Origin of the sequence: Listeria monocytogenes, assembly GCF_013282665.1 — a bacterium.
GTDB lineage: Bacteria > Bacillota > Bacilli > Lactobacillales > Listeriaceae > Listeria > Listeria monocytogenes_C.
In genome coordinates this window covers 1,004,146-1,021,423 of record NZ_CP054041.1, presented here as the reverse complement: position 1 = coordinate 1,021,423, position 17,278 = coordinate 1,004,146, and the positions used below count along the sequence as shown (strand labels likewise).

Sequence of the window (17,278 nt, the reverse complement as noted above, 5' to 3'; positions counted from 1 at the left end):
CTAATAGAATGTTCCACGTGAAACATTTGTATATTGAAGGTGAGAGGAAGACGAATTATGCATTATCCTGAGCCGATAACGAAATTAATAGATAGTTTTATGAAATTACCTGGGATTGGCCCGAAATCGGCAGCTCGACTAGCGTTTTATGTCTTAGATATGAAAGAAGACGATGTGCTAGATTTTGCAAAAGCACTTGTAGATGCAAAGCGAAACCTAAGTTTTTGCTCCGTTTGTGGTCACATTACAGATAAGGATCCATGCTATATTTGCGCTGATACGTCACGCGATCGAAGTGTCATCTGTGTGGTACAAGAATCCAAAGATGTCATTGCAATGGAAAAAATGCGTGATTTTCATGGTTTATACCACGTACTTCATGGCACAATTTCGCCAATGGATGGAATTGGACCAGAAGATATTAACATTCCTGATTTGCTGAAACGTTTGCAAGATGACACGATTGAGGAAGTTATTTTAGCAACTAATCCTAATGTTGAAGGGGAAGCCACGGCGATGTATATTTCGCGCTTATTAAAACCTTCAGGCATAAAAGTAACGAGAATAGCGCATGGCCTTCCAGTTGGTGGAGACTTAGAATATGCAGATGAAGTGACGCTTTCAAAAGCAATGGAAGGACGAAGAGAAGTCTAAACCGAGGTGATAAAATGGAATCCAGAAGCAATAAGTTTGGTCGGAAGAAAAACAAGAAGATTGGCAAATTACACAAATCCTATGATGCTTATCTGATGGAATTGATTGAAGTCACGCAAGAAAAGTGGCACAAACAAAAAGTTCTAATGCGTAAAAGCTTTGAATATGATCCAAATTTAGAATATGAGGAAAAGAAAGCAGAAGCTCGCTATTTTTACCTTTTCAAAGAAGCACGTACAAGACAATTAAAAAGCAAATAAAAAAATCTACTAAGCCAAAATGGTTTAGTAGATTTTTATTTTAGGCTAAATTTCTGATCTTACATACATCACGTCTGGTGCGTGGCTCACACGTTCACCAGTATTTAAACGCTCGACTTGGCGCATATCTGCTTCTGACAATTCAAAATCATAAATAGCTGCATTTTCTCTAATTCTTGAAGGTGTTTCTGATTTTGGAATAATGGAGATATTATTTTGTAAATGCCAACGAAGGACGATTTGAGCAGGTGATTTTCCGTGTTTTTTCGCTAGGTCAATAAGGATTTGCTCTTGTAAAACCCCGCCACGGCCAAGTGGGCTCCAAGCTTGGTGAACGATATGTAATTCCTCTAAATAGCGGTGTAAAAGATGATTTGGGAAGTGCGGATGTGTTTCGAGTTGATCTACTACTGGAAGCACATTGGCACTTGTGCGCAGGCGGTCCAGATGATGCGCTTCAAAGTTACTTACACCAATTGCGCGAACAAGACCCTCATCATATAATTTTTCCACAGCGCGCCAAGTATCAAAAAAAGTATCTTGTTTTGGCCAATGAACTAAATATAAATCAATTTTGTCCAATTGTAGTTTTTTCTGTGATTTTTCAAAAGCTCGAAGCGTTTCATCGTAACCTTGTTCTGTATTCCACATTTTTGTTGTGACGAAAAATTCATCTCTTTTCAAGCCGCTTGACGCAAAAAAGTCTCCAAGTTCTTTTTCATTATGGTAAAATGAAGCCGTATCAAATAAGCGATACCCAACATCCACCGCGGTTTCGAGCGCAGTACGCATACGCGCCTCATCCGTTAACTTGTAAACCCCAAAACCATGTCTAGGCATTTCAATTCCATTGTTCAGTCTGTATGTATCCGAGAAAGAAAGTGTCATTTCATTTACCTCCTACTTTAGTTTATTAACTTAAGCATACCAGAAAATGAAGAATTTCTGTAGAATGAAGAAGTGGAAAGATGATTTTTTTATAAATTCCAAAGGGGAGTGAGAGAATGAGACAACCTTTTCAAGTTTTAGTTATACCTTTTATGAAAATGAAAGCAAATTATCAGTTTGGTGTTTTACATAGAACTGACGCAGATGTTTGGCAGTTTGTAGCTGGTGGAGGGGAAGACGAAGAGTCTATTTCTGAGGCTGCTAAACGAGAATGTAGAGAAGAGTTGAATTTGGGTAACAACGTTAAAATGTATAGCCTGGATTCACATGCCTCCATTCCTAATTTTCATTTCTCCGTTAACAAGCCATATGTTGTTCCAGAATATTGTTTTGCCATTGAGTTAACGAGTTGTTCACATCAGGTTACATTATCTTTAGAGCATAGCGAGTTGCGCTGGGTTTCTTATGAGTCTGCGGTTCAGTTATTGGAGTGGGATAGTAATAAAACGGCGCTTTATGAACTAAATGAACGGTTGAAAAACAATGCTATGAAGGCAATATAAAAAGGCTGAATTTCAGCCTTTTTTCTTAACTCGGGATTAAACTGTTTAGCACGTGCGCAATGCCGTCTTCGTTGTTGGATAAAGTAACAGAGTTTGCTGCAATTTTTAATTCCGGGACAGCATTTTGCATAGCGATTCCTGTTCCTGCATATTCGACCATTGTGATGTCGTTATGACCGTCTCCGAATGCAATGATATTTTCAGCGTGAATGCCCATAGGCGTTAAAACGGTATCAAGTGCTTTGGCTTTATCAATGCCTTGAGCTGTGAATTCAAAGTAAAAATCAGCTGTGAAGACACAATTAAGTGTGTCTTTGAAAGGCGCCATCATAGCTTGGTAATTTTCTTGCATATAGGCTGGATCGCCAGCAGTGAGGATTTTACTTAGGCGATAATCTAAAAATGCCGCTAAATCATCTTTTTCGCAGAGTTTGAAATTTCCTCCGCGAGATTCATACTGAAGAATATTTATTTCTTCGCCGCGGTAAGGTATGTAGCAATCGTATACATCATTCGTGTACATATAATCCTCTTTATCAATCATTACTTTTACTTCAAATTGTTTCATGTGTTCTAAAACGGCTTTTCCTTCTTCAACAGTAAGTGCTTGGTTGAATAATTCTTCACTTGTCGCGCAATCAACTACTTTAGCGCCGTTGTATGAAACGAGCAAACCATGATGCTTTTCCATTTCTAATTGTTCTGCGTATGCGTGCATCCCTGTGGTTGGTCTACCTGATGCGAGAATAAGTTTAACACCATTTTGTTGCGCGGAGGTGAGTGCTTTTTTTGTTTCCGGTGAGATTTTTTTGTCGTCGTTCAATAAAGTGCCATCAATATCTAAAATAATTGCTTGGATTGTCATATGTTTTAGCTCCTTTTTTTCTTTATTGTATCACTAGAAATTAAGAAAAAGTCAGATGTGGCGCATATTGAGAGCTTTTTTTCAATTCGAAAGGAAAATGATTGTGTTTTTGAAAAATCATTCCAATTCGGTGTTCATTTTTTGGTAATTAGTCGTTTTGTATTGAATGTTTTTTTCATAATTTTGATTAAAATAAATGGAATAAAGCGTATCGAAAATGCTTAGTAATGATTGGCGTGTTGAGAACGAAGAGACTTTGTTGTAATGGTTCTCAGCGGAAGCCATGTAGATTTTGTGTGTGGCAAATTCGACTAAAGGATTGTCTTGCATAGATGTAATTAAAATAATATCGACGTTGTTTTCGGACAAGATTTTGACGACTCTTTGAAGTGTCCGACTCCGACCTCCGTAAGAAACGACGATGGCAATATGGTTTTCATCGCTGTTAGCGGCAGATAAGCTTTGGATATAATCTTCCTCAGGCACATTGACTAAGACACCAATTTCTTGCATTTGAAATTTGAAGTTTTGAGCGAAAAATAAATTGGCGGAAGCTGCATACACATCGATGGTTTTCGCATGGATTAATTTTTCGCCAATTTTGACGAGTTCTTCTGGATCAGCGTTGTTTAATGTTTCGTCGATGGTTCCTTTGTATATTTGATGGAGGTTGGTCATTATTTGGTAAGGCGTATCGGATTCCAAAATAGGATAGTCGTAATTCAAATCTTTTTCTTCATTTGTTTCACGAAGACTTGAAGCAATTTCGATTTTAAGTTCACCGATTCCATTTAGTCCTAGTTTGTTAATTAAACGATAGATAGTTGCAGCGGAGACAAAGGCAGCTGTAGCTAATTCTTTTGGTTTGAACTGTAATGTTTTCTTCGGGTTCGCTAAAATATAATTCGCTAGTTCTTTTTCACTATTGGTTAAATTGGTTAGTTCGCGTATTTTAATTAAAATATTCATCGTTTCAAATCCTAACTTTTTAGAATGGGAAATTGTTTTAAATAATTATACCATTAAATAAAAAAACCCCTCTAGACAAATTACATCTAAAGGGATTTTTTTCAGTTATTTAATTTCAATTGTTTTAAGATTTGCTGCGATGACTTCTGGTTTTTCATCCATTTGAACTTGAGCAGCAGTAGCGTAAGCACCTTCTAAAATTGGTGCATTAAAGAGAATAATTTCTTTTTCGCTGATTTCTTCCACTGTCTCTATGTTCATTTTGGCGCTTCCAAGGTCATAGAAAGTGTAGACTTTATCAGCTTCGTTATTTTCAATTGCTTCATTCACTGCATCAAAACTTGTGCCAATGCGACCGTCTTCTGTTCCGCCGGCATACGTGATAGAAACGTCTGGAGCAATTTCTTTAATAATATCATGTACGCCTTTTGCCACGTCTTTGGAATGAGAAATGATAACAACGCCATAAGGTTTAGCCATGAGTTAGCTCACCTCCGTTTGAAGCATTGCGTGAAATAGCAGGGCGGAAGAGTAGGCGCCGGGGTCAAGATGGCCAATCGAACGCTCGCCAAGATAACTTGCGCGACCTTTAGTAGCTTTTAAATCTTTTGTTTTTTGTAAGGCTGCATCCACCACATCATCGGTTAAATCTTCTTGATGAAGCGCGTGAACAACTGGTTCCCAGACATCAATCATTGTTTTTTCACCAGCATGCGATTTACCGCGTTTTTCGATACCTTCTAGACCAGCTTCAATGACTTTTGTAAGGCCGACCGCATCGATTGTATCCGCATCAACTGCCTTACTCATATTCAGAAATGCTGTTCCGTAAAGTGGACCTGATGCGCCGCCAACTTTGCTGACCATTGTCATTCCGGCCGTTTTGAAAACATCTTTTAGGTCAGCGGGTTCTTTTTCTGTGAAAGCTTTTTTGAGTTCGCCGAGTCCGCGAGCCATATTGATACCGTGGTCTCCGTCGCCAATCGCTTGGTCGAGATCACTTAATAATTGTTTGTTTTCTTGCACGCGTTCGCCGAAGTCATTTAACCAGCGTAACGCCCAATCTTTATCATAAGTCATGATTCATTCCTCCAAATTTTATTACCATGCAATTGTGTCCACTGGGAGTTTCAACATATCAACCCATTTTTCGTCCTCTAATTTTAAAATGGTTAAGGATAAACCAGCCATTTCAAGAGAAGTCATATAATCTCCAACGAGTGTTTTTTCAACTTGAACGCCGGCATTTTTTAGAAGCTCATGGACATCATTTGCGAAAACATATTGTTCCATTAGTGGTGTTGCGCCCATGCCGTTAACAAGTACAACCACTTTATCTCCCGGTAAGAGTTTGCTTTCATTACTAATACGTTCATACAGTTGCTTAGCTAAACGAGCAGACGGCATGATTTTTTCGCGCGTAAATCCTGGTTCGCCGTGGATACCGATTCCGAGTTCGATTTCGTCGTCACCAAGTTCAAAACCAGGATGTCCAACCTCAGGGACAGTACACGGAGTAAGTGCGACACCAAGCGTTTTAACCGAAGCAATTACTTTTTCACCAAGGGCTTTCAGTTCTTCAAGAGATGCGCCTGCTTCTGCGGCTGCCCCGATAATTTTATGCACGAGAACAGTCCCGGCTACACCGCGGCGTCCTGTTGTAAAAGTACTATCCTCAACAGCAATATCATCATCTACTACAATTTGCTCTACTTTAATATCATCGGCATCTGCTAAATCTGCCGCCATTTCAAAATTCATTACGTCACCAGTATAATTTTTTACGATTAAAAGTACACCAGCGCCTTGATCTGCGGCTTTTATACCTTCATAAATTTGGTCAGGTGTTGGGGAAGTGAAAACATCGCCGCATACAGCCGCAGATAGCATTCCGCGACCTACATAACCAGCATGAGCCGGCTCGTGACCAGAACCTCCACCGCTTACTAGCCCGACTTTTCCTGGACGTTTATCATTTCTTGCAATGACGCGAGTTCCTTCGACACGGTGAACAACATCTGCGTGCGATTTAACTAAACCTTCCACCATCTGTTCTACTACTTGATCAGTACCGTTAAGAATCTTCTTCATCTGACAAAAAACCTCCTTTAAAATAGTCCTCTTACCTCAATTTCCCTTTACTAGAAAGTCAAAACGTAGTTGCCCCTTTTATTATACAACTTCAAAAATGAAAACGCTTTAAAACTGCAAGAATGTGTCATAAATCCAGCAAAATGATACAATGAAAGAGAGAATTTGAAAAGGGGAATTGTTATGAGAGATCAGACTAAAATGCCTTTAGTGGAACGGTTAGATGCTCATGCTAAATCTTGCCCAATATCACTCCATGTTCCTGGACACAAAAGCGGAGCCATTTATCCAGATGCATGGCAAAAACTTTTGAAATGGGACGTAACAGAAATCACTGGAATGGACGATTTGCACCACCCGGAAGATGTGATTTTGGAAGCAGAAGCATTACTTGCCGAGTGTTATGGAAGTAAAAAAAGCTATTTTTTAGTTAACGGGACAAGCGGAGGGAGCTTGGCGGTTATTATGGCGACGTTAAAGCGCGGGGAAAAAGTTTTAGTTCCGCGAGATGCACATAAATCAATCTTACATGGAATCGAACTCGCCGGTGGAGAACCGATTTTCTTAACCCCAGTGACAAACAAAGAAGTTGGCGTCGCAAGTGGTGTGACAACCGAACTTCTCGAAGAAACATTACATAATCACCCAGATGTAAAACTATGTATTTTCACTTATCCGAGCTATTACGGAACGACTTTTAACTTGCAAAAATGTATTCAAATTGCGCATGATTTTGGCGCGGTTGTATTTGTCGATGAGGCGCATGGGGCGCACTTTTTAACAAGTTCTGAATTTCCGAAAAGTGCAGTGGAACTTGGTGCGGATGTGGTTGTTCAGTCGGCGCATAAGACGTTGCCGGCACTAACGATGGGATCCTATTTACATGTGGTGAATGATTTACCGGTTTTTGAAAAACTAGCTTATTACTTGCAAGTATTTCAAACGAGCAGCCCATCTTATTTAATTATGGCGTCACTGGATGCGGCCAGAAAATATGCGGCAACATACACAGCAGCAGACGTTGAAGCTTTTTGGAAAATGCGTGCCAGATGGATTAAATGGCTAACGAAGAATAAATTTGAAGTCATTTTGCCAGATGATCCACTTAAAATCATCGTGCGCAAAACAGGTTATACAGGCTATGAACTGCAAGCAATTTTTGAAGAAAGTTCTTATTTCCCCGAGCTTGCCGACGAGTCACAAGTGTTACTGATTTTACCATTAATTAAAAAAGGGATTGATTTCACGCCGATTAGCCGAATTCATTCTCCCACGAAAAAAGAAATTGCGAAAGAACCATATGAAATGTCAGCACCTTGTGCGTCATGCCTTGCACTAACTTATGAAGAAATGCATGCACACGCGACCGAATTTGTTTTAGTAGACGATGCAACTGACCGTGTATCTGCGGAAACGATTTCACTCTATCCGCCGGGAATTCCAGCAATCATCCGCGGAGAAAGCATCACAGAAAAGCATATTCGCGAACTAAAAAACATTCGCACACGCCACTACCAAGGCGGCGAAAAACTAGCCGAGAATTACATCCGTGTATTCCGCTAATTTATGCTATAATCAAACAGAAAGCGACGCGAAAGGGAAAGGAAATTACTAAATGAAAGCTATTTTTATTACACTTGAAGGCCCAGATGGCTCTGGTAAAACAACAGTAGGAACCCTACTTAATCAAAAAATGACGGAAGCTGGCATCGATTTTATTAAGACGCGCGAACCAGGTGGCAGCCCAATTTCAGAAAAAGTAAGAAATATTGTCCTCGGAATTGGCAATGAAGAAATGGATCCAAAAACAGAGGTGCTACTTATTGCGGGAGCGCGCCGTCAACATGTCGTTGAAACAATTCGCCCAGCCTTAGCAGCAGGGAAAACAGTACTTTGTGACCGCTTTATGGATAGCTCTCTTGCTTACCAAGGTGCCGGACGTGACATGAATATGGAACAAGTTTTACAAGTGAATTTATATGCAATTGAAGATACACTGCCTGACCGGACATACTATCTCGATGTGCCTGCCGAAGTTGGTTTAGCAAGAATCGCCGCTAATAAGGGCCGTGAAGTCAACCGCTTAGATAAAGAAGATATTACCTACCACGAAAAAGTTCAAGCTGGATACGAAAAAATCATCAACATGTTCCCGGAACGTTTTATGCGAGTGGACGCTACAAAGACACCAGAAGAAATTACAGAAACTATTTTAGCTGATATTTTACGACAATTAGCCTAACATCTAGTGGGACTTCCACACCTTGCCACAAGTGCATATCGCTCTTTAAAATGGCATTTATTTGCTATAATGAAAAAAAGATAGATTTTTAGGAAGGGTTGATTTCTTTGAAACTGATATTTGCGATCGTCCAAGACCAAGATAGCAACCGTTTGTCTGACGCACTTACAAAAGGCAATTTCGGTGCGACAAAACTAGCTACAACAGGTGGATTTTTAAAAGCAGGCAACACCACATTTATTATCGGTACAGAAGATGAACGTGTAGATGATGCACTAGCGATAATTAAGGAAAACTGTAAAGCACGCGAACAAATGATGACACCATCCGCATCCCTTGGAGTGACGGTAGATACGTACGTGCCTTACCCAATCGAAGTCCAAGTTGGCGGCGCAACCGTGTTTGTAATGCCAGTGGAAAGTTTTCATCATTTTTAAAGCAGATAATGGAAAAGCAGGTATGCGATAAGAGCTACCTGCTTTTTCTTTATCGATAAATGAAAAGAGAGCCATGCGTGGACATGACTTTCTAACAGCAGCAACGTCATAAAAATGCGGGCAAGGTTTAAAATTGATACATAATCGCCTTTTCTCACCCAACAAGTGTCCAGACGATTATTTTTTTCTTATTAAATTCAAGCCTAGCAAAAGCCGAGTTAACAATCAAAAAGAGTAAATGGGAGTTGGATGCTTTAAACTATCAATGCGAGATAGATGAATTATAACCAATAGGCCCTGCTATGCAGATCATAATGGAGCTGTTTAATTTTAATAAAAAAACCGCAGACAAAGCAATTTCTCGCTTTATCCGCAGTTTCTAACCTATCTCACTCACGAGATAGGCTTTTTATATTCACTTAATCGTCAATTTCTGACCAACATGAATCATATTGCTTGTTAACTTGTTCCAAGCTTTAATATTATCTACAGTTGTTTTATATTGTCTAGAAATGGCCCATAAAGAGTCGCCTTTTTTGACAGTGTATGTTTTTACTGTGGAATTGTTTGTTGTGTTTGGTTTAGCTGTATTTGTGTTTGTAGTAGATTCGGCACTTACTTTAAGCTTTTGACCTGGATAAATGAAGTCGGATTTCAAGTTATTCCAAGCTTTTAAGTTAGCGATAGTCACTTTGTTGTTGTTAGCGATTCTCCAAAGGGAGTCCCCTTTTGCAACTGTGTAAACTTTGGCATTTGTGCTTGTGCTAGTACTATTGTTTGTGCTTGGTTTGGATGTATTCGTGTTTGTGCTCGGTTTAGACGTATTTGTGTTGGTGGTAGTAGAACCAGCACTTACTTTAAGTTTTTGGCCTGGGTAAATAAAGTCAGATTTCAAGTTATTCCAAGCTTTTAAGTTAGCGATAGTCACTTTGTTGTTATTTGCGATTCTCCAAAGGGAGTCCCCTTTGACAACTGTGTAAACTTTAGCGTTTGCGTTCGTGCTAGTGCCTGTACTTGGGTTGGACGTGCTTGTTCCTGTGCTCGGTTTAGACGTATTTGTGTTGGTGGTAGTAGAACCAGCACTTACTTTAAGTTTTTGGCCTGGGTAAATGAAATCAGATTTCAAGTTGTTCCAAGCTTTTAAGTTCGCGATGGTTACTTTATGGTTGTTCGCGATTCTCCAAAGGGAGTCCCCTTTGACCACTGTATAAATTTTTGCGTTGGAAGTGTTTTCGGTGTTGCTAGAATTCCCAGCATTACCAGTGCTTCCGGAGTTTCCGCCAGTTGTTTTGCCACTGTCATATTGGGTTAAATTATATCGACTAATTAAGTCATTTAATTTTGTTGCATAGGCTGTGTCTGTTGCGTATGTTCCTGTTAAGGCTTTGGTTGCGTCTTTGTAGGAAGTAGTGTTGCTTTTCCAAACTTTAGAGTAGTAATTTGAATTCCAGCTTGGGCCGTTACGAATAACTTTGGCATAGTCTTCAAGTGATTGGTGGTAAGAAGGGTACTTTCTGAATTTAGCTGTGATTGTGTAGTAGTTTCCTTTACCATCATCTTCAAGTGTTTGTTTTGTGTAAGATTGGCCGTTGTATGCTCCTTTGATTCCAAAAAGATTATAGTTTGGAGCAGAACCTAATTCACTCGTTCCATAAGCGCTTTCTAAAATTGCTTGGGCGATCATGACAGATGCGTACAGGTCATTTTCTGCTGCAATTTGGGAAGAAGAGGCTTGGATTGTTTGTACAAAGCTTTGAATAGTTGCGCCAGAACGTAAGGCGGTTTTTTGTACCTGATTATAAGTAGCAACAGTTGGAGAACTTGTTTTGTCATCTGGGTTGCTAATCGTCGCTGGAGCAGCAGGCGTTTTTTCGATTTGTTGCGCAGCTAGAGCCGGAGCAGTTTCTGTAGTTGTTGTTTGTTCTTTTGTTTCTGCGTTGTTTGTTTTATTTTCTGTTGTGTTTTCAGGAGTGGCAGTTGCGGGTGCTTCTGTAGTTGTGTTAGCTTCTGCGCTTTTAGATGCTTCGTCAGCAGGCGCTGTTTCGTCTGCGCTAACGATTACTTCGATTCCTGGAACAGTGATAGAGGTTGCGATGGCAGTAACCCCAGCAATTGTTGCACCAGTTTTAAATTTTTTACTTTTTTTGTTTTTCTTTTCTTCTTGTAAGGCTTCAAGAATCCGTTCTTTTCTCGTCTTTTGCATGGTAAGTCACTTCCAATTCTTTAAAATATTCTACATCCATTATTACATACTTCACATTACTTATGATTGATATCGACAAATTGTAATTAAATTGTCAAAAAGGCTTGTCTTTGTTATACTGAATATAAGCAAGTGCTTACTTAGTTGAACGGGGGTAAAATAATGATTACAAACGAATCCATCATGGATGCAACGCTTTGTATGATGGCGAAACACGGCATTAAAGGCTCCACAACAAGACAATTAGCAGAAGCCGCTGGAATAAATGAAGCTACGATTTTTAAAAAATTCAAGAGCAAAGATAACCTTATTCATATGACGCTGGAAGTCCAATTTGAAAGTATGAAGGCGGAAATCAATCAATTTTTTGATAAAGATTTTGAGAGTGCCAAAGTATTTTTACGACAAGCGAGCCAATTTATTTCGGATATTTATGAAAAATATCGGGATTTTATGGTAATTTCCGTTCGAGAAATGGGTAGCAAAGATATGGAATTTATTGATCCATCGATTGTGGAATATTTGTATGAACGGGTTAATCAAAAAGTAAAAGAAATGGTTCCGAGTAAGAACTCTGCGCAAGAAGCAGATGCGATTTCTTTAATTTTAAATAGTGTTATTTTGCTTATTATGGTGGAAAAAGTACGCGATGATATTTATAAGCGCCCGCCAACGATTACAACAACCGCAGATTCTTTAGCAGATGTTTTGTTGAAATTATTGAAATAAATCACGAAAAGTTAAATAAAAGTTAAGTATTTTACACTTTGTCTTGCGGGCTTAGATTTTCTATGTTAAACTCGTAGACGATTAGAGCGATAATAAATATGTAGTTTTGCCTGTTAGGTGAGGCTCCTATGCAAACACAGGCCACTGCCCAAAAATGTCCAAAGACGCCAATGGGTAGAACAGGGATTGTCGGATTAAGGCTTTCCATAATGTGGCTAAGAGTATTCTTTACGTTGCATAGTGCCAAAACTTTAGCGAGGGGAGTCTGTTTTAGTATGCGTATAAACTCAGAAGTCCTTGCCAAGGTTTTGGTAAGGACTTTTTTCATGTTTATTATGAAAATAATTATCTGGGAATTAAAACCTTTTTTTCAGATAATTAAGCTTAGATAAAATTCGAAAGGAGATGAAGGCAATGGACCACCATCAGGGAGAGGAAGTAGAAGAACCGGACTCGTATGACAGTAATCAAGCTGCAAGAGTGACTAACCTTCATCTCTGGCGCACATAAACGTTATTCTCAGCTTGCCTAGAAAGAATTGGAGGCAAGGAAAATGAAAAAACTACATGTAAAAAAGCAAGGTAATAATTTGCTCAAAGAATCACAAATGAGCAGAGGAAAAGTTTTGGAAAAATTAGGTGTTATGGAAACGGGGCTAACAAACGTAGAAGTTACGGAAAGATTAGCGGAATTTGGTCCCAATCAAACAGTGGAAGAAAAGAAAGTATCGAATTTACGGCTCTTTATTCGGGCGTTTAATGATCCGTTTATCTATATTTTAGCGATGTTGATGGTTGTTTCGTATTTGACGGACGACATGGAAGCAACCGTGATTATGGCGCTAATGATACTTGCGAGCGGCATACTTGGATTTATTCAAACAAGTAGAGCTGAGCGGGCGAGTTACGCGTTAAAAAACATGGTGAAAAATAGAGTCAATGTTATTCGAAATGGCTCCATGGATTTGGTGATGCAAGATGCTATCGTACCAGGAGATTTAATTGAAATTTCGGCGGGAGATATTATCCCAGCAGATGCGCGTGTTATTTCGGCTACGGACTTATTAATTAATCAATCGGCCCTTACAGGAGAATCGATTCCTGCTGAAAAATTTGTGGAAGACAAACGTGCCAATCCAGAAATTTTTGAACGGGAAAACCTATTATTTATGGGGACAGATGTGTTAAGTGGGCATGGTCGGGCAGTTGTTTTGCGGACTGGGAGCTCGACATTCTTCGGTTCATTGTCCATCGCAGCTACTGAACGGCGCGGCGATACTAGTTTTGATAAAGGTGTTAAATCAATTTCGAAATTACTATTTTATTTTATGATGGTGATGGTACCGATTGTATTTATGATTAACGGGCTTATGAAAGGCAATTGGTTAGAAGCATTTCTATATGCAGTAGCGATTGCGGTTGGTCTTACACCCGAGATGCTACCGATGATTGTCAGCACGAACTTGGCAAAGGGCGCAATCAATATGTCGAAGAAAAAAGTAATCATGAAAGAACTGAGCGCCATTCAAAATATCGGTGCGATGGATATTTTATGTACGGATAAAACTGGGACGCTCACAGAAGATAAGCTAGAACTTGTAAAATACATTGATAGTGCGGGCAAAACCTCAGAAAGCGTCTTAAAAATGGCTTATTTAAACAGTTACTTCCAAACTGGTTGGAAAAATGTTTTAGATCATGCAGTTATTGCCAAATTGGATGAGAGCACTGCAGCGGATTGGAAAAAAGTTGGCGAAATTCCCTTTAACTTTGATCGTCGCCGTTTGAGCGTAGTGGTTGAAAATAGGGCAGAAACAAGGATGATTACAAAAGGCGCGGTGGAAGAAATGCTCACTGTATGCACTCATAAGGAATTTGACGGGACTATTTCAACACTATCTGAATCAGAAAAGAGCGAATTTCAAGACATGTGTGCCGAAATGAATCGTTCAGGAATTCGAGTAATTGCAGTGGCTTATAAAACTGGAAAAGTCGGAGAAGCATTTACTAAGACCGACGAAGAACAAATGATTATTGCGGGATTCCTCGGTTTCCGCGATCCAGTAAAAGCATCGACGAAAGAAGCAATCGCTCATCTTTTTAAAAATCAAATTAACGTTAAAGTTTTGACGGGAGATAATGAAATTGTTACGAAACGAATTTGTCAGGAAGTAGGCATTCCAGCGAACGGATTTTTACTAGGTGCGGATATAGAAGAGCTTTCCGATGAAGAACTTACGCGAGAACTGCGAAAATATCACATTTTTGCTAAATTAACCCCAATGCAAAAATCGCGAATCATTGGTTTGCTTAAAAAAGCGGGGCATACGGTTGGATTTCTTGGTGATGGAATCAATGACGCGCCAGCACTTAGGAAAGCGGATGTTGGAATTTCGGTTGATACGGCGGCAGATATTACGAAAGATGCTAGCTCAGTCATTTTACTTGAGAAAAGCTTAACGGTCTTAAATGATGCGGTGATGGAAGGCCGGAATGTATTCGGTAATATTCTAAAATACCTTAAAATGACGGCCAGCTCTAACTTTGGTAATGTGTTTAGTGTTTTGGTTGCGAGTGCATTTATTCCGTTTTTACCAATGCTATCGTTACACCTTTTACTGCAAAATTTATTGTATGATTTCTCTCAATTAACACTCCCTTGGGACAAAATGGATCGCTCATTTTTGAAAAAGCCACATCAATGGGAACAAAAAGGAATGTTGCGCTTTATTCTATGTATTGGTCCGGTGAGTTCGATCTTTGATATTGCGACGTTTCTAATTATGTGGTTTGTATTTAGCGCGAATACGATGGCGGAGCAAGCATTATTCCACAGTGGCTGGTTTGTGGTGGGCTTACTTACGCAAACATTGGTCGTACACATGATTCGTACAGAGAAAATACCGTTCATTCAAAGTCGAGCAGCTGCACCTGTCATGATTGCAACGCTTACTGTAATGGCGCTTGGGATTATTATTCCATTTACAGGATTCGGTCATAGCATTGGGTTTGTCAGCTTGCCGGGTGGTTATTTCCCTTGGTTGATATTGATTTTGGTTGGCTATATGACTACGATGCAACTGGTGAAAACTATCTACATTCGGAAATTCCGGGAGTGGATTTAAATGCGGGCGGGGCGTGTACTATTTGTAACGTACGTACTTCTGGCAGTATGGAGTTTGCTACTTGTTTATAGCACGAGTTATGGTGTTGCCGTTATGCGATACAAAGTGGAGCCAAGTTATTTCTTTGATAGACAATTACTTTTTTATGGACTTGGTTTTTTAGGCCTACTCGTTTGCTCGCGCATTAATGTGCAACTATTTTATCGCAAACGAACGCTTCAGGTTTTGGCTGGAAGTTTGGTTGGTTTACTGATTCTAGTGCTCTTAACAGGAAGTGCGGCGAACAATGCGCAAAGATGGTTATCTATTGCGGGTGTGACTTTTCAGCCTACAGAGATGGTTAAGTTACTGCTAATACTAGTAATTGCAACAGTTTTCTTGAAAAAAGGTTGCGGAGTTCGTGTCCAATATTGGTTGCTTGGATTTTTATTTTTAACAGTGGGGCTTGTCTTTTTGCAGCCAGATCTTGGCACTGCACTGATTTTAGGCGTTATTGGGGTCGCTTTGTTTTTAACGAGCGGAGTTGGTCTCACACGCCTTGTGCGAGTAGCTATTTGGTCTTTCGCTCTCTTATTACTTGTAGCGCTAATGATTTACTTCTTTCACCCAGACTTTTTTAGTTCAGCAAAATTGGGTAGATTTGCTTTTTTGGATCCGTTTAACTTGGATAATTTAGATGCTTCTTATCAACTTAGAAATGGCTATTATGCGATTGGGAGCGGTGGGATATTTGGAAATGGCTTAGGAGGTAGTATCCAGAAGTTAGGTTATTTACCAGAACCTCATACGGATTTTATTATGACGGTGATTGCGGAGGAACTTGGTATTTTTGGTGTTATATGGACGATATTTTTGCTGATGATGTTAAGTTTTACGGCGCTCTATATTGCTATTTGCAGTCAATTTATTTTTGATTCGCTGATTTGTATTGGTGTTGCGTCTTGGGTGTCGGTGCAGATGTTTTTGAATCTCGGTGGAGTGAGTGGGATTATTCCGCTTACTGGTGTGCCGCTGCCATTTATTAGCTATGGTGGTAGTTCAGTGGTCATGCTTTCGTGTGCAGTCGGATTTGTACTGGCGGCGGCGAGACGGAACGTGCTAGCTAAAACGAGGGAGGTCGTGTATTTATGAAACGAGATGTACTTTATAACCGGATTATTTTATCGGTGTTCTTATTGTCTTTAGTTAGTTGTGTGGCAATCTATTACGCGCAGCAGACAAATCAGTACAATACGAATTTTTTAGGAATGCAATTGGTGTTTTTAGCAATTGGGACGCTTACGTGTTTTGGCGTTTCTAGGCTTCCAGTGGAGTTTTTGCGTCATCATGCGGTTTGGTTGTATGTGCTGATGGTTATTATGCTCTTAGGAATACTCATTCCTAACCCTTTAGTACAAAATATAAATGGGGCGACACGTTGGTACCGCTTCGCTGGGCTATCTTTTCAACCGTCTGAAGTGGTAAAATCCATTTTTATCTTTGTATTAGCGCATTTTGCAGTGAAATATCAAGCGCAAAAATGGAAACAATTAGGGATTTTAACGGTGCTTACAGGAATCGTATTACTATTAATTATGAAGCAACCAGACCTCGGTACGACGATTGTTTATGGGGTTACGGCGCTAGCGATTATTTTACTGGCGATTAAATCGACGAAGCTGATGGTCGGAATTATTACATTAATTCTAACAATAGCGACGGTAGGAATGTATGTTATCGTGTACCACATTAGCCTGCTAGAAAAAATTGGATTTCATGCATATCAGTTTTCGCGGATTCAGACATGGCTTGATCCAACGACTGACCCAGACGCGGTGTACCAACTTAACTTGTCGATGAAGGCGGTTGGTTCGGGGATGATGACTGGTAGTTCGGGAACAAATGCGTATATTCCTGAAAGCCATACTGATATGATTTTTAGCACGATTGGTCATCAATTTGGGTTTGTTGGTGTAAGTTTGTTGTTAATTTTATTTATGCTACTTATCCATCAATTAATTATGGCGGCTCTATTGATGAAGAATACTTTTTCTTCGCTTGTTTTAGCGGGCTTTGCAGTGAGTTTTGCATTTAATATTTTTGAGAATATTGGTATGACTGTTGGACTTATGCCACTCACGGGGATTCCGCTTCCTTTCATTAGTTATGGTGGGAGTGCTGTGCTAGGTAATTTTATTGCAGTAGGTGTAGTGCTAGCGATTATCCGGTCAGATGCCGATTTAATAGAAGAAAAAAACCAGTTGTCATGATGAC

General features: G+C 39.7%; 17 protein-coding genes and 1 riboswitch. Of the genes, 10 read left to right on the top strand and 7 right to left on the bottom strand.

Translation table 11 applies throughout. The features are described from left to right. The first annotated feature begins 57 nt into the window (after window positions 1–57). Both recR and HRK21_RS05225 read left to right on the top strand, forming a co-directional pair. Window positions 58–654: a recombination mediator RecR gene (gene recR, locus HRK21_RS05230; protein ID WP_003722062.1), complete on the top strand. Its 597-nt coding sequence runs from the start codon at window positions 58–60 to the stop codon at window positions 652–654. A 14-nt stretch (window positions 655–668) separates the two neighbouring features. After that, a complete protein-coding gene (locus HRK21_RS05225) occupies window positions 669–914 on the top strand; it encodes a YaaL family protein (RefSeq protein WP_003739907.1) in 246 nt (81 codons plus the stop codon). Window positions 915–959: 45 nt separating this feature from the next. On the opposite strand, the gene HRK21_RS05220 is transcribed toward HRK21_RS05225, so the two are convergent. Next, entirely contained in the window at window positions 960–1,802 is an 843-nt protein-coding gene (locus HRK21_RS05220; protein ID WP_003727659.1) for an aldo/keto reductase, read from the bottom strand. A gap of 116 nt (window positions 1,803–1,918) precedes the next feature. Between HRK21_RS05220 and HRK21_RS05215 the strand changes: the two genes are divergently transcribed. Then, window positions 1,919–2,365, top strand: a complete 447-nt coding sequence (locus tag HRK21_RS05215) for an NUDIX hydrolase (RefSeq protein WP_070006592.1) — start codon at window positions 1,919–1,921, stop codon at window positions 2,363–2,365. A gap of 25 nt (window positions 2,366–2,390) precedes the next feature. Here HRK21_RS05215 and HRK21_RS05210 read toward each other — a convergent pair whose 3' ends face one another. The 5 genes from HRK21_RS05210 to dhaK1 all read right to left on the bottom strand — a co-directional run bounded on the left by HRK21_RS05210 (window position 2,391) and on the right by dhaK1 (window position 6,290). Continuing rightward, window positions 2,391–3,230 (bottom strand): Cof-type HAD-IIB family hydrolase, encoded by an 840-nt coding sequence (locus HRK21_RS05210; RefSeq protein ID WP_003739904.1) that lies wholly within the window; start codon window positions 3,228–3,230, stop codon window positions 2,391–2,393. A gap of 117 nt (window positions 3,231–3,347) precedes the next feature. Beyond that, entirely contained in the window at window positions 3,348–4,199 is an 852-nt protein-coding gene (locus HRK21_RS05205) for a MurR/RpiR family transcriptional regulator (RefSeq protein WP_003739903.1), read from the bottom strand. Between the two features lie 105 nt (window positions 4,200–4,304). Beyond that, the gene (gene dhaM1 / locus HRK21_RS05200) at window positions 4,305–4,679 is read right to left on the bottom strand and encodes a dihydroxyacetone kinase phosphoryl donor subunit DhaM1 (RefSeq protein ID WP_003739902.1); all 375 of its coding nucleotides are present in this window, start codon (window positions 4,677–4,679) and stop codon (window positions 4,305–4,307) included. A 3-nt stretch (window positions 4,680–4,682) separates the two neighbouring features. Next, window positions 4,683–5,279, bottom strand: a complete 597-nt coding sequence (gene dhaL1, locus HRK21_RS05195; RefSeq protein WP_003722056.1) for a dihydroxyacetone kinase ADP-binding subunit DhaL1 — start codon at window positions 5,277–5,279, stop codon at window positions 4,683–4,685. Between the two features lie 21 nt (window positions 5,280–5,300). Continuing rightward, a complete protein-coding gene (gene dhaK1 / locus HRK21_RS05190; protein WP_003739900.1) occupies window positions 5,301–6,290 on the bottom strand; it encodes a dihydroxyacetone kinase subunit DhaK1 in 990 nt (329 codons plus the stop codon). A gap of 183 nt (window positions 6,291–6,473) precedes the next feature. Here dhaK1 and HRK21_RS05185 point away from each other — a divergent pair, with 183 nt between their 5' ends. The 3 genes from HRK21_RS05185 (at window position 6,474) to darA (ending at window position 8,969) form a co-directional block, all read left to right on the top strand. Next, entirely contained in the window at window positions 6,474–7,853 is a 1,380-nt protein-coding gene (locus HRK21_RS05185; RefSeq protein ID WP_070006591.1) for an aminotransferase class I/II-fold pyridoxal phosphate-dependent enzyme, read from the top strand. A gap of 52 nt (window positions 7,854–7,905) precedes the next feature. Then, complete coding sequence (gene tmk, locus HRK21_RS05180) at window positions 7,906–8,532, top strand: dTMP kinase (protein ID WP_003739898.1); 627 nt, start codon at window positions 7,906–7,908, stop codon at window positions 8,530–8,532. A gap of 107 nt (window positions 8,533–8,639) precedes the next feature. Beyond that, a complete protein-coding gene (darA, locus tag HRK21_RS05175; RefSeq protein ID WP_003739897.1) occupies window positions 8,640–8,969 on the top strand; it encodes a cyclic di-AMP receptor DarA in 330 nt (109 codons plus the stop codon). 415 nt (window positions 8,970–9,384) lie between these two features. On the opposite strand, the gene HRK21_RS05170 is transcribed toward darA, so the two are convergent. Then, window positions 9,385–11,172 carry a 1,4-beta-N-acetylmuramoylhydrolase gene (locus HRK21_RS05170; RefSeq protein WP_070006590.1) on the bottom strand — a complete coding sequence of 596 codons (1,788 nt, stop codon included), beginning with the start codon at window positions 11,170–11,172 and terminating at the stop codon, window positions 9,385–9,387. 162 nt (window positions 11,173–11,334) lie between these two features. Here HRK21_RS05170 and HRK21_RS05165 point away from each other — a divergent pair, with 162 nt between their 5' ends. The 4 genes from HRK21_RS05165 (at window position 11,335) to HRK21_RS05145 (ending at window position 17,274) form a co-directional block, all read left to right on the top strand. Next, the gene (locus HRK21_RS05165; protein ID WP_003722048.1) at window positions 11,335–11,901 is read left to right on the top strand and encodes a TetR/AcrR family transcriptional regulator; all 567 of its coding nucleotides are present in this window, start codon (window positions 11,335–11,337) and stop codon (window positions 11,899–11,901) included. 102 nt (window positions 11,902–12,003) lie between these two features. After that, window positions 12,004–12,170, top strand: a riboswitch (M-box (ykoK) riboswitch). A 284-nt stretch (window positions 12,171–12,454) separates the two neighbouring features. Further along, window positions 12,455–15,025 carry a magnesium-translocating P-type ATPase gene (gene mgtA, locus HRK21_RS05155; RefSeq protein WP_070006589.1) on the top strand — a complete coding sequence of 857 codons (2,571 nt, stop codon included), beginning with the start codon at window positions 12,455–12,457 and terminating at the stop codon, window positions 15,023–15,025. After that, complete coding sequence (locus tag HRK21_RS05150) at window positions 15,026–16,156, top strand: FtsW/RodA/SpoVE family cell cycle protein (RefSeq protein WP_070006588.1); 1,131 nt, start codon at window positions 15,026–15,028, stop codon at window positions 16,154–16,156. It begins immediately after the preceding gene. Further along, a complete protein-coding gene (locus tag HRK21_RS05145) occupies window positions 16,153–17,274 on the top strand; it encodes an FtsW/RodA/SpoVE family cell cycle protein (protein ID WP_070006587.1) in 1,122 nt (373 codons plus the stop codon). Before HRK21_RS05150 ends, HRK21_RS05145 begins: the two co-directional genes overlap by 4 nt. Window positions 17,275–17,278 lie beyond the last annotated feature (4 nt).